The organism is Kocuria sp. SL71 (assembly GCF_026672465.1).
Taxonomy (GTDB): Bacteria; Actinomycetota; Actinomycetes; order Actinomycetales; family Micrococcaceae; genus Kocuria; species Kocuria palustris.
In genome coordinates this window covers 122,917-148,340 of sequence record NZ_JAPPRE010000001.1, presented here as the reverse complement: position 1 = coordinate 148,340, position 25,424 = coordinate 122,917, and the positions used below count along the sequence as shown (strand labels likewise).

The following is a 25,424-nucleotide window of genomic DNA, read 5'->3' as shown; positions in this document are numbered from 1 at the left end:
GGGCTCTCGTCGCAGCGCGGCTCCGTCCGAGGACGGGGCCGCGCTGTGCTGTCGGAGCGGGCTGAGAATCTGAGTCGCATGGAACAGACCTCCTCCCTCGGCATCGTCCTCCCCCTGCTGCTCTTCATCGCAGGCACGGTGGCCGGGCTGGCCGTGGGCTGGCTGCTGGCCTCCCGTCGTGCGGCCGGTGGAGCGGACGCCCGGGAGCTCGAGAGCATGCGTCAGGACAACGCCGAGCTGCAGCGCCGCCTTGCTGCGGCCCAGGAGAGCTCCCGGCTGCAGACCGAGCGCGTGGCGGCGCTGGAGGAGCGCTCCGCCCAGGACCAGGACGTCCTCACCGCGCTGGCTCCGCTGGCCGATCGGCTGCGCGGGGTCCAGGAGCACGTGACCCGGCTCGAGAAGGATCGCTCCCAGCAGTTCGGGGAGGTCTCCCGCGCGCTCGAGCAAGCTCGGGAGGCCGACGCCGAGCTGCAGCGCGTCACGGGATCGCTGGCGGGATCGCTGCGCTCCAACTCAGCCCGCGGCACCTGGGGCGAGGTCCAGCTGCGCCGCGTGGTGGAGGCCGCGGGGATGCTGCGCCACGTCGACTTCCAGGAGCAGGTCCATGTGCAGACCGAGGACGGCGCGCACCGTCCGGACATGGTCGTGAAGCTGCCCGGGGAGCAGCGGCTGATCGTTGATGCCAAGGCCCCCATGGCCTCGTACCTGCGCGCCCAGGACCTCGGCCACGACGGCTCGGAGCCGGCCCTCGCCGCCCGGACCAAGCTGCTCAAGGGCCACGCCGATGCCCTGCGAGCGCACGTGGACGCCCTGGGCTCCAAGAAGTACTGGGCCTCGACCGTCGGCTCGCCCGAGCTCGTGCTGTGCTTCGTGCCCGTGGAGTCGGCGCTGTCGGCCGCGCTGGAGGCGGATCCCTCGCTGCTGGATCACGCTGCAGCGCGCAGCGTGGCCCTGGTGTCGCCGGTCTCCCTGCTTGCCTCGCTCAAGGCGGTCGCCTTCTCATGGCGCCAGGAGTCGTTGGCTCAGGACGCCTCGCAGCTGCTGCAGCTGTCGCGGGACCTCTACGACCGGCTGGGCACCGTGGGCGGGCACCTCAGCGCCATGGGCGGGTCCATCCGCCGCTCCGTGGAGACCTACAACAAGCTCGTGGGCTCGCTTGAGACCCGTGTGCTGCCCACGGCTCGTCGGCTCAACGACCTGGATGTCACGGCACCCGCCGACGACCGCCTGGAGACGGCCACGGTCGAGTCCACCCCGCGTGCGATCACAGCCCCGGAGCTGCTGGACCAGGAGATGCAGGAGGGGCCGCAGGACTGACCTGTCGATCGGCCGACAGGCTCAGCGCGCCGGACGCGCTCCGCGGCCTCCGAGGTTGCGGGTGGCGTCGCCGTCTGCCGTCAGACGCGCACGCAGCTCCTTGGGAAGCGAGAAGAGGATGTCCTCCTCGGCCGTGACGACCTCCTCCACGTCGGCGTAGCCGTACTCGGCCAGCAGGGCCATGACGTCACGGACCAGGACCTCCGGCACAGAGGCGCCCGAGGTCACGCCCACGGTGCGCACGCCCTCGAACCAGGACTCGTCCACCTCGTTCGCGTTGTCCACGCGCTCGGCGCGAGCCGCGCCGTACTCGGCGGCGACCTCCTTGAGGCGCACGGAGTTCGACGAGTTCGGGGAGCCCACCACGATCACCAGATCCGTCTGCGGCGCGATCTCCTTGATCGCGCCCTGGCGGTTGGAGGTCGCGTAGCAGATGTCGTCGGAGGGCGGATCCTGCAGGTTCGGGAAGCGCTCGCGCAGGGCGGTGACGATCTCGAGGGTCTCGTCCACGGACAGCGTGGTCTGCGACAGCCACACGAGGTTGTCGGGGTCCTCGACCTCGAGCGTCGCCACATCCTCCGGGCCGTTGACGATGATCGTGCGGTCCGGGGCCTCGCCGTAGGTGCCCTCGACCTCCTCGTGGCCCACGTGGCCGATGAGCAGGATCTGACGGCCCTGCTTGGCGAAGCGCACGGCCTCGCGGTGCACCTTGGTCACCAGCGGGCAGGTGGCGTCGATGGTCTGCAGACCGCGATCGGCGGCCGAGCTCACGACCGCCGGGGAGACGCCGTGGGCGGAGAACACGAGCAGCGAGCCCTCCGGGACCTCGTCGACCTCCTCCACGAACACCGCGCCGTCGGCCTCGAGGGTCTGGACCACGTGCTTGTTGTGCACGATCTCCTTGCGCACGTACACCGGCGCGCCGTAGTGATCGAGCGCCTTCTCGACCGCGATCACCGCACGATCCACGCCGGCGCAGTAGCCGCGCGGAGAGGCGAGCAGGACCTTCTTGTCCCCTTCGACGGGCGCTGACGCCGCGACCTCCTCAGGAGAGCGGCGCACGCGGGGGACGACGGGCATGGAGAGAGCGACGGGTGCGGACATGCCCCGCATTCTACGGGCTCCACAGGTGCCGGGGACATGTCATGCATGTCACCGGATCACTGCCGGCGGCCACGCGGCATCAGGCCTCGATGACCCGCCGACCGCTTCGGCTCAGCCCGGTCGTCGAGTCACCGCCGGAGGCGTCGTCGCCGCCCAGGCGCCAGGTCAGGCGCAGCCCGCCCAGGACCACCCCTGCTGCGGTCAGCGCCACCCCGGTCCACAGCCAGGGCTCAGCCGCTGGTCCAGGCCCGCGCCGAGCACCGCGAACAGCCGATCGACCACGGTGCGACCCACCCCCTCCAGGTCCGGGGAGGCCATGACCGAGTCGGCGAAGCCCTGCAGGACCATCCCGGCTGCGATCACGCCGCCGACGAGACCGATGCCTGCCCCCAGCAGCACCCACTCGCGATTCCGGGCGATGAGCAGCGCCAGGACAGCGGCGACCGCAGCAGCGATCCACCAGTACGGCGCCTGATCCGAGACCTCGGAGAGCTGATCCAGCGCGGGGCCGGTGGCCGAGTCGGGGATCTCGGCCACGCCGTCCTGGATGCCCACCAGATCCATCGAGGACAGATCGACCTCCAGTCCGAAGGGCAGCCGGTCGCTGATCGCCTCGGAGAGCCCGTCCATGACCGGTGCGACCTCGACCTGCAGGTCCTCCGGGGCGCCGTCGGGGCTCTCGGCAGCGGCGACGTTGGCGTCGTACGTGCCCTCGAGGACCTCGCGCATGTCCTGCTGGTAGGCGTCGCCGTCGAAGTAGTCGCTCATGGTCGACTGCACGCTGCGGTCCACCCAGCCGGTGATCGTCCCGCCCAGCGGGATGTCCCCGGTGTCGGCGTTCTGGACGGCCTGGGAGGCGGAGTCCAGCGCCATGTCCTCGATCTCGCCGCGCAGCTGCTGATCGGCCAGCAGGTCCTCCGACAGCGCCGAGAACCCCTCCCGATCCATGACGGTGTCGTCGATCCAGGTGGTCGTCACGGCCATCACCGCCGCCAGCCCGGCGCACAGCGCCAGGACCGAGGCCACGACGGTGCGCAGAACGCCCAGCGCACCGGGACCGCGACGTCGCGCCGCGGGCGCAGGCCGGTCCCAGGGAAGGCCTCCGGCGGGGGTCTCGGAGCGCTGAGCAGTCATGCGCACCACGCTACCGGGACCGACTGCCCACCCACCGGCGTCGGACCCGTGACCTGTGCGACTCGGGTGGTATGCATGGATCATGACGGAACAGCCCCCCGCCGGCGATCAGCGACCGGCCCCCGCCCCGCGCGCAGGGCTGACCACGCCGGAGAACCCGTGGCCGCTGCGGCTGCTGGCCGAGAACCTCCACGCGTACATCGCCCGCTGCGATCCCACCTGGGTCGAGGGCCAGATCATCGAGATCAACGAGCGCCCGCGCGTCACCTTCCTGACCCTGCGCGACGTCGACCAGGAGATCTCGGTCCCCGTGACCCTGTTCCCGCGCGAGATGCAGGCGCTGGAGACCCCGCTCGAGAAGGGCATGCGGGTCGTCGCGCAGGTCCGCCCCGACTACTGGACCAAGACCGGGCGGCTGTCGATGATCGGCCACGGCGTGCGTCCTGTGGGCCTGGGCGATCTGCTGGTGCGCATCGAGCAGCTGCGCCGCGCGCTGGCCGAGGAGGGCCTGTTCGACGCCGAGCGCAAGCGCCCCATCCCCCAGCTGCCCCAGCGCGTGGGGCTGATCACCGGGCGGAACTCGGATGCCGAGAAGGACGTCGTGCGCAATGCCTCCCTGCGGTGGCCGTCGGTGCAGTTCGAGATCCGCAACGTGGCCGTGCAGGGCGCGGCCTCGGCGAGCCAGGTCATGGACGCGCTCGCCGAGCTGGACGCCCACCCGGACGTGGACGTCATCATCATCGCCCGCGGCGGCGGCGCCTTCGAGGACCTGCTGCCGTTCAGCGACGAACGGCTGCTGCGCGCCGTCGCCGATGCCTCCACGCCGGTGATCTCGGCGATCGGGCACGAGAACGACCAGCCGCTGCTGGATCACGTGGCGGACGTCCGCGCCTCCACACCCACCGACGCGGGCAAGCGCGTGGTCCCGGATCTGGTGGAGGAGAAGGCGAATGTGGCTCGCGCCCGAGCGGTGCTGGATCGCGCGGTGACCCAGTTCCTGGACCGCGAGCGCCGCGCCCTGGACGCAGTGCGCTCCCGTCCTGTGCTGGATCAGCCGGAGGGCATGATCCTGGTGCGCGAGGAGGACATCGACCGGCTGCGCGAGCGCGCCCAGCGCACCACCGCCCACCGGATCGATCGCGATCGCACGGCGATCGAGCAGATGAAGCTGCGGGTGCGCGCGCTGTCGCCGCAGCAGACCCTCAACCGCGGCTACGCCGTGGTCCAGGACGATCACGGCGTCGTGGTGCGCGGCACCGATCAGGTGGCCGTGGACGACGAGCTCACGGTGCGCCTGGCCGCAGGCGAGCTGTCGGTGCGCGCCCTGGAGCTCTCCCAGCGCCGCCCAGGCCAGCGCCGCGACGACTGACCCGCACTGTCTGGAATTCCCGAAAGGACCCCACTCATGACCGAGACCACCCCATCCTCCCCCGGCGCAGCACCGGATCTGTCCGATATCGAGTCCATGGGCTACGAGCAGGCTCGCGAGGAGCTCGTGGCCACCGTGTCCAAGCTCGAGGCCGGCGGCACGGCGCTGGAGGAGTCGCTGGCGCTGTGGGAGCGCGGCGAGGCCCTGGCCAATCGCTGCGAGCAGTGGCTCGACGGCGCCCGGGATCGCCTGGACGCCGCCCGCGCGCGCCGCGAGAGCGCCGAGGACCAGGACTGAGACCGCGGCTCAGGAGCTCGGGCGAAGCCGCTCGAGCGCCTCGAGCAGCTGCTCCATGACCGCCTCGCGGTCCTGCGCCCGATCCGCCAGGATCCCGAGCGCGGCGTTGTGATACAGCCCGTCGCCCATGTGCAGCACGGCCTGGGCGGCCACGGGATCGCCCAGCTCGGCCTCGAGCATCCGGTACCAGCGGGCCTCGAGGCCCAGCATGGCCTCCCGAGCACCCTGATCGCCGCTCTGCACCAGTCGCGAGGTCGTGAGGATCGAGCGGTCCAGCGGCGTATCGGCCCACAGGGAGGAGCGCAGGTAGGCACGCGCCGGCCCCTCGGCGGAGGCCTCCATGACCTGCGTCCCCTCCTCCGAGAGGCGCTGCATCCGCTCGACGGAGGCGTCTGCCAGGTCCTGGCGCGTGGAGAAGTGGTAGAGCAGCCCGCCCTTGGAGACCCCGGCGCGCGCCGCGACGGCCTCGAGGGTCGCCGAACGCTCCCCCTCATCCACGACGATCCGGTCGAAGGCGTCGAGGAGCCGCTCCCGGGCCTGGGGCTTGCGTGCCACGCCGCCTCCTTCCCTCGTCGACCCGACGGGTCGATCCGATCGTCCTGCGCCGCTGCGGTGAGCCTCACGACACTCGCGTGAAACCATACCGTCCAGACGGTACAGTTACGCGGGCGCCGCTGTCACGGCGCACCGAGAAGCCACCGCTCGCCCGAGCCGCCGGTGAGGCACAGCCCCGGCCGCGCTCGAGATCCCGAGCCGAGAGCATGTGAGGAGGTCAGCGTGTCCACTGCCCAGACCGCCGCCCAGGAGCAGGGCACCCAGCGCAGCGCGTGGATCGGGCTAGCCGCCCTGATGCTCCCGGTGCTCACCGTCGCCGTCACCACCACCACCCTGAGCTTCGCCCTGCCGGACATCGGCGCGGATCTGCGCCCCACCGGGACCCAGCTGCTGTGGATCGTGGACATCTACCCGCTGATCCTGGCCGGGCTGCTGATCCCGATGGGCACCGTGGGCGATCACATCGGCCGTCGTCGCCTCCTGATGATCGGCGCCGTCGGCTTCGCCCTGTCGTCGGTGGCCGGCGGGCTCTCGACGAGCCCCGAGATGCTCATCGCCTCCCGTGTGGCCGTGGCCATCTTCGGCTCCATGCTGCTGCCGGCCACGCTGTCCCTGATCCGCGTGCTCTTCCCGTCCGACGCCTCCCGCCGCATCGCGATCGCCGTGTGGACCGCGGGCTTCAGCGCCGGAGCGGCGCTGGGGCCGATCATCGGCGGAGGGCTGCTCACCTGGTTCAGCTGGCACGCCGCGATCCTGGCGCCCGTTCCCTTCTGCCTGCTCTTCGCCGTCCTGGCCCCGCTGGTCCTGCCCGAGTCGCGGGATCCCAACCCCGGCAAGCTGGATTTGATCTCCGCCGCTCTGGCGATCCTGACCATGACCCCGATCGTCTACGGCATCAAGACCGCGGCCACCGCCGGGTCTCTCCTCACCGCCGTGGTGACCATGCTCGTGGGCCTGGCCTTCGGAACCCTGTTCGTGCTGCGCCAGCGCCGGCTGAGCCACCCCATGCTCGAGCTCGGGCTGTTCCGCTCGGGCCGCTTCTCCGGCGGCGTGCTGGTGAACATCGCCTCCAACATGGCGCAGTTCGGCTTCCTGTTCTTCCTGACCCAGCACATGCAGCTCGTCGTGGGCATGGACTCCTTCACCGCTGGGCTCATGATCATCCCGGGCATGACCCTGGCCATCGTCTCCGGCCTGGTGGGCGCCCGCTGGGCAGGCACCGCAGGCCCCCGCACGGTCGTGGTCACCGGCGTGCTGCTCATCGCGGCCGGCTACGGCGTGATCGCGGTGTTCGCGAACGAGTCCTGGTGGCCGCTGACCCTCGGCTACGCCGTGCTGTCGCTGGGGCTGGGCTTCTCGACCACGCTGTCCACCGAGCTCGTGGTCGGCTCGGTCCCTCCGGAGAAGTCGGGCTCGGCCTCGGCGATCTCCGAGACCGGCTACGAGCTCGGCTCCGTGCTGGGCACCTCGCTGGTGGGCGGTATCGTCACCGGGCTCTACCAGCGCTTCCTGCGGGTCCCCGACGGCTTCGACGCCGAGAGCACCCAGGCGGCTCGCGAGACGCTGGGCGGCGCCTACGCGATCGGCGCGCAGTCCGACGGCGGCCAGCGCCTGATCGACGCCGCCGGGCAGGCCTACACACAGGCCATCCACATGACGGGCGTCGTCTCGACGATCGTGCTGGTGGCCTTCGCGCTGCTGGTCCTGCGCATGCTGCGCAGCCCGTCGTTCACCGCGACCGTCGATGCCCGCACGGGGCAGATGTCGATCGTGCCCCCGGCCTCGACGGATCCCGAGGACTGATCCGCCGCATCGGCGGTGCCGCGATCCTCCTCGCCCGGAACGACGGCGGCTCCCCAACTCGAGGAGTCGGGGAGCCGCCGTCGTCGGGCATACCGCTCAGCGGACCTGGTGGTAGCTGCCCAGGAACTCCTCGATGCGATCCAGCGCCGTGGCGAGCATCTCCACCGAGGGCAGGAACACGAGCCGGAAGTGATCGGGCGTGGGGAGGTTGAAGGCCGAGCCGTGGCTGACCAGGATCTTCTGCTCCTTGAGCAGGTCCAGGGCGAAGCGCTCGTCGTCCTCGATCCCGAACTTCTCGACGTCCAGCTTGGGGAACAGGTACAGCGCGCCGCGAGCCGGCTCGCAGGTCACCCCGTCGATCGCGTTGAGCCGCTCGTAGGCCAGATCGCGCTGAGCCTTGAGGCGACCGCCCGGGAGGATGAGGTCGTTGATCGACTGGTACCCGCCCAGGGCCGTCTGGATGGCGTGCTGGGCCGGGACGTTGGCGCACATGCGCATGTTGGACAGCAGCTTGAGCCCCTCGAGGTAGGACTCGGCCTTCCAGTTGGGGCCCGTGATCGCCAGCCAGCCGGAGCGGTAGCCCGCCACGCGGTACGCCTTCGACAGCCCCGAGAAGGTCAGGCACAGGACGTCCTCGCCGCACAGCGAGGCCAGGTTGATCATCTCGGCGCCGTCGTAGGTGATCTTCTCGTAGATCTCGTCGGCGAACAGGATGAGGTCGTGCTCTTTGGCCAGGTCGACGATCCCCTGCAGGGTCTCGCGCGAATAGACCGCGCCGGTGGGGTTGTTCGGGTTGATCACCACGATGCCCCGGGTGGAGGGCGTGATCTTGGCCCGGATGTCCTCGAGGTCCGGGTTCCAGCCGTCGGCCTCGTCGCAGGCGTAGTGCACCGGCGTGCCGCCGGACAGGGCCGTGGCCCCGGTCCACAGCGGGTAGTCCGGGGAGGGGACCAGGATCTCGTCGCCGTCGTCGCACAGCGCCTGCAGCGACATGGTGATCAGCTCGGAGACGCCGTTGCCCAGGAAGACCTCGGAGACGTCGAGGTTCATGATCCCGCGGGTCTGGTAGTACTGCACGACCGCGGTGCGCGCCGAGAAGATGCCGCGGGAGTCCGAGTAGCCCTGCGCGTTCGGCAGGTTCTTGATCATGTCGACCAGCACGGCGTCCGGGGCCTCGAAGCCGAACGGCGCGGGATTGCCGATGTTCAGGCGCAGGATGCGGTGTCCCGCGTCCTCCATGCGCTCCGCCTGCTCGAGGACCGGACCGCGGACGTCGTAGCGGACATCGGCGAGCTTCTTGGACTGGGTGATCTTGCGCATGCGCCCACGATACGCGGACCTAGTTCTGAGTGCCCCACCAGTAATCGGCCGCCTCGTACGGCGTGTACAGGTCCTGGGAGGTCGTCATCCGCGTCAGCAGGGTCATGGCATCGGCATCCAGGCGGTCGTCGACGTCATCGATCACCCCCCGGACGTTCTGCGGCAGCTCATCATCGGCCACGGGCACCACGCGCTCGGGGATCATGGCGCCGGAGCCGTCCTCGAGGACCACGAGCGCGTTGTCCTGGATCTCCGGACGCGTCGTGACCACCACTGCGGCCTGCACGTCGTCGCGCAGCAGGGCCTCCACCGTCTCCTCCGGCGATCCGTAGCCCACGACCTTCTGCGGCTCGCAGCCGTAGAGCTCCTCCAGCGCCGGCACGGTGACCGGCTGCTCGGTCTCCTCCTGAGGCACGCCGATGGTCATCTCCGAACAGTCCCCGCTCAGCGAATCCAGCGTGCTGCCGGACAGCTGCGCACCCGTGGCCGCGGTGACGGCCATGGCCCGGGTGCGATCCGCCGAGCCCGTGGCCAGCAGGGTCAGGCCGTCGGGCAGCTGCTCCTGCACGGCTGCCTCAACATCGGCATCCGAGAACCCTGCGGTTCCTGGGTCCTGTCCCACCAGGGAGGTCAGCGAATCGATCAGTCCCCCGCTGTCGGCTGCCGCCTCCCCCCCGGGGCTTGGGGTCGGCTCTGCTGGGGACTGCTCGGCCGAGGCGGCGTCGAGCTCCAGGTAGAGGTCGCCGGTGAAGTCCGGGTAGACGTCGACCGTGCCGTCCTCGACCGCCTGGAGGTAGCCGGCACGGCCTCCCTCGACCTCGCGGACCTCGGCTGCGATGCCGCTGTCCTCCAGCGCCAGCACCCACGCATCCGCGACGGCCTGCGTCTGGACGGTGGGACCGGCGCCGACCAGCACGGGCCGCTCCTCCGAGACCGCCGGCTGGGGATCGTCGCCGCGGTCGCCGCAGCCGGTGAGCACGAGCAGCCCGGTCGCCGAGACCGCCAGCAGGCCGCGCCGGAGGCTCCTGCCGGTGGATCGCGCCGTGGTCTCCTGCTGCCCGCTGATTCCCATGCGCGCCAGTCTAGGGAAGCCCGGCCTCCGGCGCCGACGCCCCTAGGATCGACACCATGCCCCTTCAGCACTGCGCCGTCTATCGTGACGGGCGCCTCCTGGCGTCCCCGAGCTCGATCCGCGAAGGAGCCCGGCTGCTCGATGACTCCCCCGAGCACGACGGCAGCTTCATCTGGATCGCCCTGGAATCGCCCACCCGGGAGGAGTTCGACCAGCTGCAGGGGCGCTTCGAGCTGCACGATCTGGCCGTCGAGGACTCGCTGCAGGCCCATCAGCGGCCCAAGGTCGAGCGCTACGGGCCGGACATGTTCACGGTCCTTCGCCCGGCCGTCTACGACGATGCCCAGGAGCAGATCCGGATCGGGGAGATCCACGTCTTCCTGGGCACCGACTACGCGGTGACCGTGCGCTACGAGCCGTCGGAGGTGCTGCGCCGAGCCGCTCGGCGCCTGGAGGACGATCCCAAGCTGCTGGCCCGGGGGCCGGCTGCCGTGCACTACGCCGTCGTCGATCAGATGGTGGACGACTACTTCCCGGTCCTGCAGGGTGTCTCAGCCGATCTGGATCAGATCGAGGACGATCTGCTGGCCGGCGAGGACCGGGTCTCGCCGCGCATCTACAGCCTCGCCCGGCAGGTCACCGGCTTCCACCGCGCCTGCGAGCCCCTCGAGGACATGCTCGGGCAGGTTGCCCGGGCCGAGCGGGTCCGGGACGACGAGACCCTGCGCCACCTGCTGCGCGATGTGTCCGATCACGCCGTGTCGGTGACCCGCCGCGTGGAGTCGCTGCGCGCGGCGCTCAACGACGCCATGCAGCTCGACGCCACGCTGACCGCCGCCCGGCAGAACGACGCCGCCATGCAGCTCAACGACCAGACCAAGAGGATCTCGTCCTGGGCCGCCATCCTGGTGGTGCCGACCCTGATCGCGGGCATCTACGGCATGAACTTCGACGACATGCCTGAGCTGCACTGGGCGCTGGGCTACCCGTACTCGCTGGGGCTGATGGCGCTGTGCTCGCTCGTGCTCTACCTCGTGTTCAAGCACAAGGACTGGCTGTGAGCGCTCGTGCCTGAGTACGACGACGGCCGGTCGCCTCCCCGGAGGAGGTGACCGGCCGTCGTCGTGCGGTGTGCGGGACTCAGGCGCGCTTGGCGCGACGAGCCGCCTTCTTCTCCTCGCGCTGATGCCGCATCTGCTCGTCCTTGCGGGCGCGGCGCTCGAGGATCTCCTCGACCGACTCCTCCCGGGAGCCGTCGGTGCGGCCCTTGCGGATCTTGAGGATGCGCTTCACGACCCACCAGAGCAGGAAGACGATGACCACGACGTAGACGATGTTGGAGAACACCCCGGCCCACTGCTCCATGAGGTGCCAGTTCGCCCCCAGGATCCAGCCGGCCACCACGAAGATCGTGTTCCAGATCAGCGAGCCGATCGTGGTCAGGCCCGTGAAGAACCAGAACGGCATGCGCTCCACGCCCGCCGGGATCGAGATCAGCGACCGGAACAGCGGCACCATGCGGCCGAGGAAGATGGTGTACGGGCCGTACTTGTCGAACCAGTCCTCCGTGCGCTCGACGTCGTGGACGTCCACCAGCGGCAGGCGGTCCACGATCAGGTAGAGGCGACGACGGCCCAGCCATGCGCCCAGCCCGTAGAGCGCCATGGCTCCCACGACGGAGCCCAGCGTGGTCCAGAAGATGGCCTCCCACAGAGTGAAGCCGCCCTGGGTGGCCGTGAAGCCGGCCAGCGGGAGGATGATCTCCGACGGCAGCGGCGGGAAGAGGTTCTCCGCGGCCACCAGGAGGCCCGCGCCGGGGGCGCCGATCGCATCCATCAGGTCCACGGACCATCCGGCGATGCCGGTCAGCCCGGCCTCCTCGGAAGCGGACTGCGCAGCGATCTGCGGTGCGGACTGGGCTGCGATGGTCAGCGCAGAAGAGCTGATCAGGGGCATGGGTCTCCTTGCGGGAAGTCGGTCGCGCGGACGGCGCGCATGCGGGCCGCACGTCGGCGGGCGGCTGTGTCGCAGCATTGTTCCAGACCGGACCGGGTATCCGCTGGGAGCCATCAGCTGTCGTCAAGCCGCGGACACTATCCTTCCCGGCATGCAGCTGCTGGCCTCCTCAGAGACTTCCCCCGCGGACCTGGCGACCTGGTCCTTCTGGCTCGGAGCCCCCTCCCGGATCCTGCTGATCATCATGATCGCCCTGGTCGCCTCCGCCCTGGTCCGGCTGATCATCCGCCGTGTCACGCGCGGCATCGCCAAGGGCACCCACGCGCGCGTGATCGCGAAGGTCGAGGAGTCCGGGGCACGCAGCTGGGTCGAGGACTCCGGCATCGCCACCAAGCGCCAGGCCCAGCGCGCCCGCACCGTCGGGGCGGTGCTCTCCTCCGTGGTGGTGCTCGTCATCTGGGCCGTCGCCCTGCTGATGGTGATCGCCGAGATGGGGTTCAACATCGCCCCGGTGCTGGCCTCAGCGGGCATCGCGGGTGTGGCCCTGTCCTTCGGCGCCCAGTCGCTGGTCAAGGACTACCTCTCCGGCATCTTCATCGTCGCGGAGGATCAGCTCGGCATCGGCGACATCGTGGATCTGGGCGAGGCTTCGGGCACCGTCGAGGATGTGGGCCTGCGGATCACGCGCGTGCGAGATGTGGAGGGGACCCTGTGGCATGTGCGCAACGGGGAGATCCTGCGCGTGGGCAACCAGTCCCAGGGCTGGGCGCAGTGCGTGCTCGACGTCCCCCTCCCCTACGACGCCGACCTGGACGACATGATCCGCCGTCTCGAGGCCGAGCTCGCCTCGCTGCCCCGGGATCCCGACGTCGGCCAGCATGTGATGGGGGCCCCGGAGGTCTGGGGCGTGGAGGCCCTGTCCGGCGAGTCGCTGACGGTGCGGCTGGCCGTGAAGACCGCTCCGGCCCAGCAGTGGGCCGTGGCCCGGGTGCTGCGCGTGCGGATCAAGAAGATGCTCGACCGCGAGGGCCTTCGAGTGCCCCTGATCAACCAGGCGGTCATCCGCGGCGGCGGCCTCACCGTCGACTCCCCGCACGACTCGACCCCGCCCACCGGGTCGCAGCCGATCGTGGGCGGCGGGCCGCCGAAGCAGGGCTGAGGCCGGGGCACCCTGCTCGGCAACGCCTGCTCAGCGCCCCCGGCCGGGCCTTCCGCCGCGGCCCTTGGGCTTGCCGCCGGGTCGACCTCCGCCGGAGCGGCGCGGGCGACCTCCGGCCAGCCGCTTTCCGGCCAGCTGATCGCCGCGGCTCGTGCCCTTGCCGGTGCGGGAGCCGCCCGAGGCGGAGCCGGACTTCGCCTTGCTGCGCTTGCGCGCCGCACTGGCCGCCCGCTGCACCTCGGGATCGCGGCTGTTGGACAGGTCCTCGTCTCCCCGGGAAGCGATCGCCTCGGACTCGCTGCCGCGGGAGCTGCCCTCACGGCGCCCGCGGACGATGCCCTGGAAGTCCTGGACCATCGCCTCGGTCTGCTTCGGAAGGTCCTTCGGCCACACCAGCACGACCGGCACGAGCGGCAGGTCCTGAATCGGGCGGTAGGTCAGATCCTTGCGGTGGTGCCACCGAGCCACGGACATGGGCGCGACGTACAGGCCCACCCCGGCCGCGACAAGCTCTACGGCGGCCCCGGAGTCGGTGATCTCGGGCAGCTGGCGCGGCGCACCGGCGTCGTCGGTGCCGCGCCCCTCGGCGGAGGGACGGTGCTCGGGCAGCTGGTCGAGCTCCTGGAGCAGCCACTCATCGGCCAGCTCTCCCACGGGGACGTCGTCGAGCAGCGTCAGCTCGTCGTCCACCGGAAGGATCACGACCTGCTGCTCGTCATAGAGCTCCACGACGTGGAACGACTCCCGCAGCTGCGTCAGGTCCGCGAGCGCCGCCCCGGCCTCGATGTGCGGGTGCGGCGCCAGACGGATCAGGGCGACGTCGACCGTCTCCCCCAGCGCCTGCGGCCACTGCCCGGGTGCCAGCTGCTGCTCATCGAGCCCGTCACCGCGCTCGCGCCAGCGCCGCAGCCACTTGCCCGGCATCATCCCGGTCTCGTAGCCCACCCGCAGGACGGGGCCCTGTGCGGTGTCGGAAGCGCCCGACGACGGCCCCGGCACGTCCTGCTGGTCAGTGGGGGCCGGCTGATCGGGCTCCGGGTGCGCGTGGGATTCCATGCCGCACAGACTAGAGGCTGCGCCCGGAGTTGGACGCCCAGCCCCCTGGGGCGTACCCTGATCTGGTTCGTTCCGGGGCTATAGCTCAGTTGGTAGAGCGCTTCGTTCGCAATGAAGAGGTCAGGAGTTCGATTCTCCTTAGCTCCACCCCGTGAAAGGCCCTCCGACCAGGCATGACGTCAGGTAGGAGGGCCTTCTTCATGCCCTGTTGCAGCAATCGCCCCGCGCCCAGCCCCGAGCAGGTCGAGTGGCCTCTCAGTGTGAGTCAGCGTCTCCCCCCGTCATCCAGTGGCCTAGTTGTACTGCTCGGGGACGTTGATCAATCGTGAGAACGGCGGCTGGTTGTCGCAGGCCGTGTGCGGGCGGTGCTGGTTGTACTGGTGCAGCCAATCCGGCAGGGCGTCGCGTCGTTCTTGCTCGCTGGTGTAGCAGCGGGCGTAGACCCACCCGTCGGCCATGGTCCGGTGGAAGCGCTCTACCTTGACGTTGGTCTGCGGCCGGTACGGACGCGTCCGCTTCGGGGTGATCGAGAGGGCCTCGCAGGTGTCCCGCCACAGGTGCGAGCTATAGGCGCCACCGTTGTCGGACAGCACCCGCTCCAAGGCGACGCCGCGATCGGCAAACCACGCCACAGCCCGATGCAGGACCCCGACCGCGGTGACGGCGGTCTCGTCGTCGTGGACCTCGGTGTACGCGACGCGGGAGTGGTCGTCAATGACGGTGTGCACGAACGCGTACCCGAGCCTGGGGTTGTGCCACTTGCTCTTCGGCTTACCCGGTGTCGCCGTTCGGTTGTGGTCGCCCTGGCGGCGGCCGACGTAGCGTCAGCCGCCGCCGTCGGGGATGTTCCCGAGCTTCGTCACGTCCACGTGGACCAGGGAGCCGGGGTGGGGGTGTTCGTACCGGCGGATCGGTTCGCCAGTCGCGCGGTCCACGTAGGAGAGCCGGTTCAGTCGGGCACCGGCCAAGATGCGGTGGACGGTCGAGGGCGCGACGCCGAGTCGGGCGGCGAGCTGCACGGGGCCCTCACGCAGCCGTATCCGCAGGCTGACGCACCGCTTCGTCGTCGCCTTGTCCGTCTTGTTCGGTGAGGTCTTCGGCCGGGACGAGCGATCCTGCATCGACTCGCCGGCGCGATAGCGGTCGACCCACCTCTTCACGGTCGGCCAGGAGACCTGGAAGCGGGCGGCGACTTCGCTGATGGGCCAACCGTCGTCGACGACGAGCTGGGCCACCTTGAGCCGGTGGCGAGGTGTCAGGGTGGCGTTGGCGTGCATCACTCCTCTCCTGCTGCGACGGGCGTCGTCCGCGGCGTTCGGAGTTGCCCCAGGACTGCAAGGAGGATCGTCGTGGCGAGCGGCACGAGTCCGGCGGCGATGAACAAGCTGGCAGCGGCGATGTGTCGGCTGAGGAGTCCGGTGAGTGCGATGGACAGTGGCATGAAGGCGATGGAGATGAAGAAGTCGAGGCTGGCGACTCGGCCGAGCATCTCCAGCGGTACGTGTTCCTGCAGGACCGTGCCCCAGATGACCATCCCGACTCCGATCGACGCACCGTAGACCGCCAGTCCGGCGCTGATGATCCACGGATTGTTGGTGAGTGCGGGGATGGCCAGTGGAAGGCAGCCGAGTGCCCATGCGCCGACCATTACGGGCAGGAAGTGTGAGGGGGTGGGCCATGAGCCGGCGACGAGGGAACCCACCAGGCCGCCGACGCCCAGAGCTCCGAGGACGACTCCGTACACAGCCGGACCGTTGTCATGGGTCGAGCGTATGAGCGCGGGCAGGAGAACTTCCAGCGGGCCGGTCACGGCCAGGCCCATGGCGGCCGCCAACAGCACGCTGGAGCGAACCCAGCGCGTGCGGGCGACGTAGCCGAACCCGTTGAGCAGGTCCCGCAGCGCAGAGGTGGCCGGAGCTTCGGCGTCGGTCTCGGCTGAGCAAGGGGCAGGAAGCCGCAGGGCGGCGATCAGGGCGAGTCCGAGCGCGCCGGCGATGAGGTACCCGCCCGCGGCGGGCACGCTCGCGCCGATGACGGCACCGACGACGCCGGGGGCGAGGGTCTGTCCGACCAGCGGCCGGGTGGTCCCTTCGAGCCCGTTGACGGCCATCAGGTCGTCGCTTCCCACGAGGACGGGCACGAGCGCGGTGTAGGCCGGGAAGAAGAAGGCGGTCGAGACGCCGATGACGAACGCGGACGCTGCCAGCATCCAGAAAGTGGCCGCGTCGAAGATGGCGGCGGTGGAGGTCGTCGTTGAGGCGGCGAGGTTGACAGTGAGGACGCCGACGATGACGGACTTCTTGGCGACGCGGTCCGCAAGTACCCCGGCGGGCAAGGATCCTGCGAGCAGGCCGATGCCGCTCCACGCCACGACACCCGACAAGGTGGCTGCCGTGGCGCCCAGGTCGAGGGTCTGCATGGCTAAGTAGAGGGCCCAGGCGCCCTGGGCGAAGACGGTGAGCACCATCGCTGCATACAGCGGTCGGTAGCCGGGGACGGACAAGGGGCGAAGCGGGTTCATGGCAGGTCCTTCGGGGCAAGGCTGAGGTGGGGCCAGTCGGTGAGGTCGGCGAGCATCTGCCGGTCGTGCGTGGCGACGATCATGGCGCAGGAGGTCCGCAGGAGCTCGGTGGTGATGTCGTCGACGAGGCTCGATGACAGATGGTTGGTGGGCTCGTCCAGGAGCAACAGGTCCGGGTCCACCGCCAGGCAAATGGCCAGATGGAGGCGGCGTTGTTGCCCTTGCGACAGGTGCCCCACGGGTGTGCGGGTTGCCGCGGGCTCAAGCAGCCCGAGTGAGCCGAGGGAGGGTGCCTGTGATCGGCGGCCCTGCGTGGCCAGGTACGTCTCGTAGACCACGTGTGCGGGGAGGGCGTCGTCCCAGTCAGGGACCTCTTGAGACAACAGGGCGACGCGCACCCTCGGGTTCACCCGCAGCTGGCCTGTACTCGGGGCCAGCCGCCGACCGAGAAGCCCCAACAGTGTGGACTTCCCAGCACCGTTCGGCCCGGTGACCACCAACCGGTCTCCACCGCTGATGTCCACCGAGACCGGGGTGGCCAACTGGTCAGTCACGGTGAGCATGGAGGCGTTGACGATGTTCTGACCTGTCCGCGCTGACGATGTGGGCCATGCCAACCGCAGCGGTGGCTCTGGCACGTCGATCTGATGACGCTCCAGGTCCACGATGCGGCGGTTGAAAGCCTGGACCACCCCGGCAGCGCGCGTGGCCCGTTGGTGCTTGCCCGTTCCCTTGTCGGGTCGCCAACCGCCTTGCGACAGGCGGGAGCGTGCGTCGGCGGCGGCGCGGGTCAGTTCCTGATGCCGGGCGACCTGGGCGGCATGGTCTTGCTCCCAGGCGGCCCGTTCTCGTTGCCGCCCTTCGATCCAGCCCTCGTAACCGCCCGCGTAGGTGCGCGGAAGGCCATCGCGGGTCGGGTCGAGGTCCAGGAAGCTGGTCGCCACGTCGCGCAGCAGGGCACGGTCGTGGCTGACTAAGGCCAGGCCACCGGGGTGGTCCCGCAGGCGCTCAGTCAGGAAGGACAGCCCTGCAGCGTCCAGGTGGTTGGTGGGCTCGTCCAGCAGCAACAGGTCAGGGGTCGATCCGAGGGCGACCGCCAGCCGTACCCGGTACCGCTGGCCGACCGACAAGGTCGACAGGACCCGATCGCGGTCGCTACAGGCGTTCAGGCCCGCCAGGGCGATGTCAACACGGCGGTCGGCATCCCAGGCGTCCAGCCGCGTGGCCGCCTCGAGTGCGGCGGAATAGGCGTCGGCCGCGTCATCGCCCGCGGCCAGCGCCGCGGTAGCCACGTCGAGGGCCTGCAGAGCGGCCCTGGATAGGGCTGTCGCCTCGGCAATGAAGTCACCGACCGTGCGATCGCCCTCGGTGGCCATGTCCTGCTTGACCAGGACGAGGGAACCCACCCGGGTCACCACTCCCGAGTCAGGTTTCAAGATCCCCGCCAGTATATGGAGCAAGGTGGTCTTGCCCCGGCCGTTGTCCCCGACGATCGCCAGTCGCGACTCAGTGGAGACGGTGACGTCAGTCCCACTCAGCAGCGGCCTGTCGCCGAGTGTCAGGTGGAGTGATTCAGCGCGGATGTGTGCAGCGGGCCCTTGGGATGTCCCGATCCACGCGCATGACCGTAAAGGTTCTGTGGTTGGCATTGAGTACTCTCAGCTCGTCATGGAGCCGGGCACCACGAAGCGGCCGCCCGGCAGATAGCCAGGACGGCAGACGAGAGGTCAGAAGGGGTCCCGCCGCCGTCAGCGGGCGGAACGCAGCTTCATCGAGGCGATGCCTGAGTACATGCGGCCGAGGATACAGAGCCCGGGCGATGCCTCGCAATTCAACTAACGTCCCCGGTCAGTACACCTAGTGGTGTGCGTCCGAGGCTGCAGACCCACACCACGACGCCACTCGAATCGAGCGAGGGCTCTGCGGGGCCACTCGATGCGGTGCGCCTCCCCGCAAGGCTGCCTGGCGCGCCACGTCCTAAGCTGGTGGCATGTCTTCTCTCGCACTGATCACCGGGGCCTCCGCGGGCATCGGCCTCCAGCTCGCCCACGGCCTTGCCGAGCGCGGCTTCGACATCGTGGGCGTCGGGTCCGGAGACCGGATCCACGACCTGCCCGAGCAGCTGCCGGGCGTCGAGGTGCACCCGGTCCAGGCCGACCTGTCGACTCGTGAGGGCGCGGAGGCGGTCTGGCAGGCTGTCCAGCAGCTGGATCCACCGCTCGAGGTCGCTGCGCTGAACGCCGGACGCAGCCTCGGCGGGTCCTTCCTGGACACGGACCTGGACGACGAGCTGGCCATGCTCGGGCTCAACGTGACCTCCCAGGTGGTTCTGGCCAAGCACGTGGCCCGGCACATGGCCCAGCGCCGAGCGGGGCGGATCCTGATCACGTCGTCGTTGTCCGCCACTACCCCGACCCCCTACGAGTCGATCTACGGGCCCACCCGCGCCTTCATGAGCAGCTTCGCCCAGGGACTGCGCCAGGAGCTGCGCGAGTTCGGCGTGAGCGTCACGGTCCTGATGCCCGGGGCCACGGCCACCGACTTCCACCACACGGCCGGCATGGACGACACGAAGTTCGGCTCGAACGACTGGAAGAACGATCCGTCCGTCGTCGCGCGGCAGGGCCTCGACGCGCTGTTCGCGGGCAAGGATCATGTGGTGGGCGGAGACGCCGCCACCAAGCGCGCCGCGGCTGTGAACCGCGTCCTTCCCGAGCGCATCAAGGCGGAGCGCTTCGCCCGCGATTCCAAGCCGAGCAGCTGAATCAGCTTCTCGGCGGCAGCGTCTCCCCCAGGGCGTCGGCCAGCTTCGGGTGGCGGAACGCGTGCCCGTGGGCCTCGAGCGCGGCCGGGCGCACGAGCTGGTCGGCCATCACGAACTCCTCGTTCGCCTGCCTCCCCAGCAGGAGCCTGGGCCCCAGCGCCGGGGTCGGAACGATCCGGGGCCGGTGCAGTGCGCGGCCGAGCTCGCGGGCGAACTCCCGCTGGCGCACCGGCTCCGGGGCCACGGCGTTCACCGGCCCCTCCAGCCCGCCGTCGACGACTGCCCGGGCGTAGATCCGGGTGAGGTCATCCAGCGAGATCCAGGACAGGTGATTGCGCCCGCCGCCCAGCGGGCCGCCGATCCCGGCCAGGTACAGCGGCAGCTGTAGCCGCAGCATCCCGCCCAGGCTCGTCATGACCACGCCCGTGCGGATGCTGACCCGGCGCATGCCCAGGGCCTCCACACGGGCGGCCTCCGCCTCCCAGTCGCGGCAGACCTCGGCCAGGAAACCGCCTCCCGAGGCCGAGCCCTCGACCAGCTGCTCGCTGCCGCGCTGGCCGCCGTAGTACCCGATCGCTGAGGCGCACACGAAGGCCTCCGGGCGCACGGAGGCGGGCAGCTGCTCGCACACGTCGGCGATCAGCCCGGTGGAGGACAGCCGCGACTCGCGAATGGCGCGCTTGCCGGATTCGGTGAGGCGTCGGGCGATGCTCGCTCCTCCCAGGTGCACGACGACGTCCGCCCAGGCAACGTCCGAGGGATTCAGGTGCCCTGTGCCCGGGTCCCACGAGACCTCGTCCTCGCGCTGGGCCGCCCGCCGGACCAGTCTGCGCACGCTGTGCCCACCGGTCGAGAGCATGGCCGCGACCTGGGAGCCCACGAGCCCCGAGGCACCGCCGATCAGCACGTTGAGCCTGCGCCCTCCGCTGATCCCGTCGAGCCGGCCCTGGAAGTCCAGGTCCGCGCGCAGCTTGGTGGAGCGCGCGCGGAACGTGGCCTCCAGCGTGGGGCGCATGGCGGAGGCGACGAACCTCGCCCTCTCACCCAGGCGGCCCGGCAGCGGCTCGTAGGCGATCCGATCGGCGATCAGCGTCGCGCCGTCCTCATGCGCGGCGAAGGTGTGCGTGTGCTCCCAGCTGCTCAGCGGGCCGCGCACCATCCGATCGACGAACGAGTGCTCCGTGGGCCCGGGCTCGTGCTCGCTGACGAACGGCACGCGCACCGACCCGGCGGTGCCCGGAGCGCTGGTGCGCAGGTGGGCCCGGGAACCCGTCGACAGCGGCGGCCAGGACTCCTGCAGCACCGTCTGGGCCCACTCGGGACTCAGCCGGGTCAGGGCTCCGCTGCGGCAGTGCCAGTCCCAGACGGTCTCCAGCGGATGCTCGAGGACCTCCTGATGGTGGAAGACCGCCATGATGCTCTCCTTCGGCCTCGGGTCATCGGCCTCGTGGCCGATCCCCTCACTGTCCTCGATACGGGCCGACGATGCCAGCCGCCCTGCCGCGGACGATGCCGGAGGGGCTCACCGAGCCTGCGCGGCCCGGGCCCCGAGCAGGCTCAGCGCCATGCCCGCAGCCAGCACGATCGCGGCCACGATGAAGCTGCCCATGATCGTGCCGCTGAGCACCGCCGCCACCAGAGCCGGTCCGGTGATCTGCCCCAGGCTGTACCAGGTCGTGAGCTCGGCCGCCGCGACCGGGGACCCCAGCTGCGTCCCGACTCCGATGGTCATCATGGTCACGCCCATGAACGTCGCGCCGAACAGGGCCGCCGCCGCCAGCAGGAGGACGGGCGCAGAGGCGAAGATCGCCAGCACCGCGCCGAGGACCTGCAGCCCGTAGCAGACGGCCAATGCCCTCCGGAGGCCGATCCGGGCGGCGACGAGCGACCACAGCAGCGGCGAGGGTGCTGTGGCCGCTCCGGCCACGAGCCAGGTCACCGCGGCGGCCGTCGCTCCGAACACGGGCTCGGCCAGCACCACGAGATAGGTGCCGATGATGATGTAGCCCGCGCCCTGGCAGAAGTAGCCCACGGACAGCTGGAGCATGCCGTCGGGCCGGGAGCCCGGGGTCTCGTCATCCGGGACCGGGGCGCCCGAGGCCTCGCCAGCCGACGGCGCCGCCCACCGCCAGCACCAGCGCCCCCGAGGCCAGGATGCCCGTGCCCACTCCCGCGTACACCAGCCCGGCATCATGCGGGCGTCGCGCCACCTGCGGGATGCGCTGGGTGATGCACACGAAGACCAGCCCGGAGGCGACTCCGGCCGCCAGGCGCACCGACGCCTGCCACAGCGGCTCGCCGCTCAGCGCCACCAGTGCGAGCAGGACGGCGGTGGACAGGAGCCCGACGCGCAGCAGCGCGGAGCTTGGCCGCAGCCAGCCCCGGGCCACGGCCAGGCAGCCCAGGAAGTAGCCCGCGTAGTTCGCGGTCGCGATCCAGGCGCTCGGCCCGGTGCCCCAGTTCAGGGCCGCGACCATCAGCGGGAGCACCGGGGTGTAGAAGAAGCGGCCCAGCCCCATGGCCACCGCCAGCCCCAGGGTCCCGCGCAGGACGACGGCGGGGGATCCTGCCGGGGCCTCCCTCGGGCCGGTGCTCGGCCCCGCGTGCGACGTGCTCATGTCGAGCAGGCTATCCCCGTGGCAGCCGTCGGAAGGCGCCGTCGAAGCGGAGCCGCCGATGCGACAGCCCCCGTCCCGACGCGTGGCGGCGGGACGGAGGCCTGTGTCCGGTCAGGAGCCTCAGCGGCGCTGATCCGGATCCGGGGCATCGGGCGACGGCATGGCCACCCGCGAGGAATCCGGCTGCGGGCCGGGCAGATCTCCGGGCACCGGCGTGAGGTCGTCTGCGGGATCCGTCTCCTGCGGAGGGGTCAGCACGGAGGCCGTCGAGTGCAGCGTCGAGTAGTCCAGGAACCCGAGGTGGGACTCGAAGCGGTCCAGGACGTCGTCGATGATCTGCTGGCGGGTCACACCCATCAGGTCATAGCCCTCGGAGCCCGTCTGGGTGAAGACCTCCAGGCGGAAGTAGCGCTCCGGATTCTGGCCCATGCGCGCGCCGACCATGGGGACGTTGGTCTCCACGGCGGCGACCTCGTAGCGGAACGGACGATGATCGCCCATGTCCACCTCGATGCTCGAGGACGGGATCCCGTGCTCGGCCAGCTCATTGACGGCCATCGTGGATGCATAGCCCTGCTTCTCGAACTCGCGGGAGACATCGCTCAGCGCGGGCTGCACGGTGCTGGTCACGAACTCGGCGACCTGGCGCTTGGACGGGTACGAGCGCAGGTTGGCCAGGCGCTGGCGCCAGCTGCGCTCGGGGGCGTGGCCGCCACTGGCGGCGGTGTTGGACCGACGCAGCTCACGGCCCTCGCGGTCGGCCTTCTCCATGCGCAGCGCCTTCGTGAACGAGGCCATGACCAGGTAGGCCACGATCGTCACCGGCAGGGCGAAGATCAGCGTGGCGTACTCCATGGTGGTCACGCCGCCTGCTACGAGCATCGCGATCGTGAGGATCGCGGTGAGCACGGCCCAGAAGATGCGCAGCCACTTGGGCCCGTCATCGGCGGGATCGGGGATGGTCGAGGAGTAGTTCGACATGACCATGGCCCCGGAGTTCGCGGAGGTCAGGTAGAAGAGCAGGCCGGACAGCGTGGCCAGGCCGATGAGGAAGGTCGCTCCCGGGAACATCTGCAGCAGCGCGTACCAGCCCTGCTCCGGGCTGTCCATGGCCAGCCGGGCGAACTCCTCGTTGCCGTTGACCATGACCTCGTGCAGCGCGGAGTTGCCGAAGATCGTCACGATGAAGAAGTCGCACAGCACCGGCGCCGTGATCGCGGCGAGCACGAACTCGCGCAGCGTGCGACCGCGCGAGATGCGCGCCAGGAACAGGCCCACGAACGGGCCCCAGGCCAGCCAGAAGGCCCAGAAGAACAGGGTCCAGGAGCCCATCCACTCCGCGCCGTCCGGGTTGTAGCCCATGGTCTGCAGCGTGCGCTCGGGCAGGGTGAAGATGAACCGGCCGATGTTCTGCACGATGCCGTTCATCAGGAACGCGGTCTGCCCGAAGATCAGGATGTAGACGAGCATGGCCGCAGCGGACCAGATGTTCAGCTCCGAGATGATGCGGATGCCCTTGTCCACGCCCGATGTGCAGGCCGCGATCGTGAGCACCACGGCCACGATGATCAGAGCGATCTGCAGTCCCAGCCCGTCGGGGATGCCGAACAGCGTCGAGAACCCGACGGAGAGCAGCACCACGCCGATGCCCATGGAGGTGGCCACGCCGAACACGGTGCCGACCAGGGCGAAGATGTCGATCACATCGCCGGTGGCCCCGCGCACGCGCTTGCCGAGCAGCGGGTACAGCGCCGCGCGGATCGACAGCGGCATGCCCCAGCGGTAGGCGAAGTAGCCCAAGGCCATGCCGATCAAGGAGTACATGGACCACCCGGCCACGCCGTAGTGGAACATGGTCCACACGACCGACTCCTCCGCGGCCTCGAGGCTGCGCGGGTCCCCGTCGATCGGGTGGATGAACTGCGTGATGGGCCCGGTCACCGAGTAGAACAGCATGTCGATGCCCACGCCGGCGGCGAAGAGCATGGCCAGCCAGGTGAAGAACTTGTACTCGGGGCGCGAATGATCCGGACCGAGACGTACGGAGCCCTCCTTGGAGAAGGCCACCCACAGGACGAAGCCGATCACGAGGGTCACGGTCAGGACGTAGTACCAGCCCAGGTTCTCGGCGATCCACAGCACGATGCCGTGCATGGTCTCGCGGGTCCCGTCCGGGGCGGCCATGGCGAAGACCGAGAACGCCAGGATCGCAGCCGCCGCAATGAGGAACACCACCCAGTTGACCCGCGGCCCGCGGTCCTGTGTCAGAGCGGAGTATCCGGCCGAGAGCTCCGCGGAGGAGACGGGGGCCCGCTTCTGCTCGCGCTTGGTCTCGCGCTGCTGATCCCTGTCCGTGCCGCCGAGGCGCTGGCGGTCCAGCGGTGTCCGCTGCCCTCCTTCTCCTGCTGTCTTCTCGTGCTCGGATTCGCTCACGCAGTGCTCCCTTCGCTGGATTCGAGTGCTCGGGTCGAACCGCAGGAGCGCACGTGCGAGCACCTCGCCCAGAGGGCATGACGACTGCTATGGGGAGATTCCCAGGCGACTCCTACGATTCGAGCAACCTTGCGATGATAAGAGGATTCTCTCGAAACAGCGAGGTATCCAATCGAAGCGGGAGCGGTCTGACGTCCCGCCGATCAGTGCGCGGACCGATGCCCATCAGCGCCCTCGGCGCCGTCGTCGTCCGCCTCTGAGCCCTCCGCTGAGGCGGCCCAAGCGGTGCGCAGCGCCTCCAGCAGCACCTCCGGCGGCTGCGCTCCCGAGACCGCATAGCGCGAGTCGAGCACGAAGAACGGCACGCCCTGCACCCCCAGGCTGCGGGCCACCGTCAGGTCGTCCTGGACCGCCCGCTGCCAGGTGCGCTCCTGCAGAGCGGTACGGGCCTGCTCGGGATCCAGCCCGACCTCGTCGGCCAGGCGGACGAGGACGTCGACGTCATCGAGATTCAGGCCCTCGGACCAGTGGGCGCGGAACAGGCGCCGCATCATCTCCGGACCGCGGCCGCGCGCCTGAGCGAAATGGCCCAGCTCGTGGGCCCTGCGCGTGGACGACGAGATCACGTCATCCATCGCATAGTCGATCCCGACCTTGCGGCCTCGAGCGATCAGCGGACGATGCATCTCATGGATCTGCTCCAGGCTCATGCCCTTGTGCTCAGCCAGCATCTGGATCATGGGCATGGTCTCGCCCTCGGGGAGCTCCGGGGCGAGCAGGAACGAGTGGTAGAGCACGCGCACGGCGTCGCGGTGCTCGAACTGCTCCAGCGCCAGCTCCAGGTGGCGATCGCCCAGGCAGCAGAACGGGCACATGACATCCGACCAGATGTCGATGCTCAGGGTGCCGGGCTCGGGCGCGCTCAGGGGAGATTCCATGTCCGGGA

The 25,424-nt window shown here is 70.1% G+C and carries 22 protein-coding genes, 1 tRNA gene and 1 pseudogene; 8 read left to right on the top strand and 16 right to left on the bottom strand.

Features of this window, described 5'->3' with window-relative positions:
* The first annotated feature begins 78 nt into the window (after positions 1-78).
* Positions 79-1,317: a DNA recombination protein RmuC gene (gene rmuC, locus OVA15_RS00650; protein WP_268142415.1), complete on the top strand. Its 1,239-nt coding sequence runs from the start codon at positions 79-81 to the stop codon at positions 1,315-1,317.
* Positions 1,318-1,338: 21 nt separating this feature from the next.
* On the opposite strand, the gene OVA15_RS00645 is transcribed toward rmuC, so the two are convergent.
* The 3 genes from OVA15_RS00645 to OVA15_RS00635 form a co-directional block, all read right to left on the bottom strand.
* A complete protein-coding gene (locus tag OVA15_RS00645) occupies positions 1,339-2,421 on the bottom strand; it encodes a 4-hydroxy-3-methylbut-2-enyl diphosphate reductase (RefSeq protein ID WP_268142413.1) in 1,083 nt (360 codons plus the stop codon).
* A 79-nt stretch (positions 2,422-2,500) separates the two neighbouring features.
* Complete coding sequence (locus OVA15_RS00640; protein WP_268142411.1) at positions 2,501-2,632, bottom strand: hypothetical protein; 132 nt, start codon at positions 2,630-2,632, stop codon at positions 2,501-2,503.
* Positions 2,623-3,555, bottom strand: a complete 933-nt coding sequence (locus OVA15_RS00635; RefSeq protein ID WP_268142409.1) for a hypothetical protein — start codon at positions 3,553-3,555, stop codon at positions 2,623-2,625. The genes OVA15_RS00640 and OVA15_RS00635 overlap by 10 nt, the downstream gene beginning before the upstream one ends.
* Before the next feature lie 82 nt (positions 3,556-3,637).
* Here OVA15_RS00635 and xseA point away from each other — a divergent pair, with 82 nt between their 5' ends.
* Both xseA and OVA15_RS00625 read left to right on the top strand, forming a co-directional pair.
* On the top strand, positions 3,638-4,924 hold the full coding sequence (xseA, locus tag OVA15_RS00630) for an exodeoxyribonuclease VII large subunit (protein WP_053446979.1): 1,287 nt from the start codon (positions 3,638-3,640) through the stop codon (positions 4,922-4,924).
* 36 nt (positions 4,925-4,960) lie between these two features.
* Positions 4,961-5,221 (top strand): exodeoxyribonuclease VII small subunit, encoded by a 261-nt coding sequence (locus tag OVA15_RS00625; protein ID WP_006215477.1) that lies wholly within the window; start codon positions 4,961-4,963, stop codon positions 5,219-5,221.
* Positions 5,222-5,230: 9 nt separating this feature from the next.
* Here OVA15_RS00625 and OVA15_RS00620 read toward each other — a convergent pair whose 3' ends face one another.
* Complete coding sequence (locus tag OVA15_RS00620) at positions 5,231-5,776, bottom strand: TetR family transcriptional regulator (RefSeq protein WP_206390806.1); 546 nt, start codon at positions 5,774-5,776, stop codon at positions 5,231-5,233.
* A gap of 222 nt (positions 5,777-5,998) precedes the next feature.
* Here OVA15_RS00620 and OVA15_RS00615 point away from each other — a divergent pair, with 222 nt between their 5' ends.
* A complete protein-coding gene (locus OVA15_RS00615) occupies positions 5,999-7,579 on the top strand; it encodes an MFS transporter (protein ID WP_268142405.1) in 1,581 nt (526 codons plus the stop codon).
* 96 nt (positions 7,580-7,675) lie between these two features.
* Here OVA15_RS00615 and OVA15_RS00610 read toward each other — a convergent pair whose 3' ends face one another.
* Together OVA15_RS00610 and OVA15_RS00605 are read right to left on the bottom strand one after the other, a co-directional pair.
* Positions 7,676-8,899, bottom strand: coding sequence for a pyridoxal phosphate-dependent aminotransferase (locus OVA15_RS00610; RefSeq protein ID WP_006215480.1), 1,224 nt, complete (start codon positions 8,897-8,899; stop codon positions 7,676-7,678).
* A gap of 19 nt (positions 8,900-8,918) precedes the next feature.
* Positions 8,919-9,971 (bottom strand): glycine betaine ABC transporter substrate-binding protein, encoded by a 1,053-nt coding sequence (locus OVA15_RS00605; RefSeq protein ID WP_268142403.1) that lies wholly within the window; start codon positions 9,969-9,971, stop codon positions 8,919-8,921.
* A 56-nt stretch (positions 9,972-10,027) separates the two neighbouring features.
* On the opposite strand from OVA15_RS00605, the gene OVA15_RS00600 reads away from it, so the two are divergent.
* Complete coding sequence (locus OVA15_RS00600) at positions 10,028-11,032, top strand: magnesium and cobalt transport protein CorA (RefSeq protein WP_268142401.1); 1,005 nt, start codon at positions 10,028-10,030, stop codon at positions 11,030-11,032.
* A 79-nt stretch (positions 11,033-11,111) separates the two neighbouring features.
* On the opposite strand, the gene OVA15_RS00595 is transcribed toward OVA15_RS00600, so the two are convergent.
* Complete coding sequence (locus tag OVA15_RS00595; RefSeq protein WP_251715080.1) at positions 11,112-11,927, bottom strand: DedA family protein; 816 nt, start codon at positions 11,925-11,927, stop codon at positions 11,112-11,114.
* Positions 11,928-12,078: 151 nt separating this feature from the next.
* On the opposite strand from OVA15_RS00595, the gene OVA15_RS00590 reads away from it, so the two are divergent.
* Positions 12,079-13,086 carry a mechanosensitive ion channel family protein gene (locus OVA15_RS00590; RefSeq protein ID WP_268142397.1) on the top strand — a complete coding sequence of 336 codons (1,008 nt, stop codon included), beginning with the start codon at positions 12,079-12,081 and terminating at the stop codon, positions 13,084-13,086.
* Between the two features lie 30 nt (positions 13,087-13,116).
* Here the strand turns inward: OVA15_RS00590 and OVA15_RS00585 are convergent, their stop codons facing one another.
* Entirely contained in the window at positions 13,117-14,142 is a 1,026-nt protein-coding gene (locus OVA15_RS00585) for a LysR family transcriptional regulator substrate-binding protein (RefSeq protein WP_268142395.1), read from the bottom strand.
* Between the two features lie 74 nt (positions 14,143-14,216).
* On the opposite strand from OVA15_RS00585, the gene OVA15_RS00580 reads away from it, so the two are divergent.
* Positions 14,217-14,289 (top strand) — tRNA-Ala (locus OVA15_RS00580).
* 146 nt (positions 14,290-14,435) lie between these two features.
* On the opposite strand, the pseudogene OVA15_RS00575 reads toward OVA15_RS00580, so the two are convergent.
* The 3 genes and pseudogenes from OVA15_RS00575 to OVA15_RS00565 form a co-directional block, all read right to left on the bottom strand.
* Positions 14,436-15,422 (bottom strand): annotated as a pseudogene (locus OVA15_RS00575) (IS481 family transposase).
* Positions 15,419-16,663, bottom strand: a complete 1,245-nt coding sequence (locus tag OVA15_RS00570) for an MFS transporter (RefSeq protein WP_053446970.1) — start codon at positions 16,661-16,663, stop codon at positions 15,419-15,421. The pseudogene OVA15_RS00575 and the gene OVA15_RS00570 overlap by 4 nt, the downstream one beginning before the upstream one ends.
* Entirely contained in the window at positions 16,660-18,312 is a 1,653-nt protein-coding gene (locus tag OVA15_RS00565) for an ATP-binding cassette domain-containing protein (protein ID WP_053446969.1), read from the bottom strand. The genes OVA15_RS00570 and OVA15_RS00565 overlap by 4 nt, the downstream gene beginning before the upstream one ends.
* Before the next feature lie 341 nt (positions 18,313-18,653).
* Here OVA15_RS00565 and OVA15_RS00560 point away from each other — a divergent pair, with 341 nt between their 5' ends.
* Complete coding sequence (locus OVA15_RS00560; RefSeq protein WP_268142392.1) at positions 18,654-19,427, top strand: SDR family NAD(P)-dependent oxidoreductase; 774 nt, start codon at positions 18,654-18,656, stop codon at positions 19,425-19,427.
* A 1-nt stretch (position 19,428) separates the two neighbouring features.
* Here the strand turns inward: OVA15_RS00560 and OVA15_RS00555 are convergent, their stop codons facing one another.
* From OVA15_RS00555 to OVA15_RS00535, 5 genes are all read right to left on the bottom strand, one after another.
* Complete coding sequence (locus tag OVA15_RS00555; protein WP_268142390.1) at positions 19,429-20,841, bottom strand: TIGR01777 family oxidoreductase; 1,413 nt, start codon at positions 20,839-20,841, stop codon at positions 19,429-19,431.
* 108 nt (positions 20,842-20,949) lie between these two features.
* Positions 20,950-21,618 (bottom strand): YbfB/YjiJ family MFS transporter, encoded by a 669-nt coding sequence (locus OVA15_RS00550; protein ID WP_442786740.1) that lies wholly within the window; start codon positions 21,616-21,618, stop codon positions 20,950-20,952.
* Positions 21,503-22,045 carry a YbfB/YjiJ family MFS transporter gene (locus OVA15_RS00545; RefSeq protein ID WP_006215489.1) on the bottom strand — a complete coding sequence of 181 codons (543 nt, stop codon included), beginning with the start codon at positions 22,043-22,045 and terminating at the stop codon, positions 21,503-21,505. The genes OVA15_RS00550 and OVA15_RS00545 overlap by 116 nt, the downstream gene beginning before the upstream one ends.
* 120 nt (positions 22,046-22,165) lie before the next feature.
* The gene (gene betT, locus OVA15_RS00540) at positions 22,166-24,478 is read right to left on the bottom strand and encodes a choline BCCT transporter BetT (protein WP_268142385.1); all 2,313 of its coding nucleotides are present in this window, start codon (positions 24,476-24,478) and stop codon (positions 22,166-22,168) included.
* A gap of 203 nt (positions 24,479-24,681) precedes the next feature.
* Entirely contained in the window at positions 24,682-25,416 is a 735-nt protein-coding gene (locus OVA15_RS00535; RefSeq protein WP_268142383.1) for a DsbA family oxidoreductase, read from the bottom strand.
* Positions 25,417-25,424 lie beyond the last annotated feature (8 nt).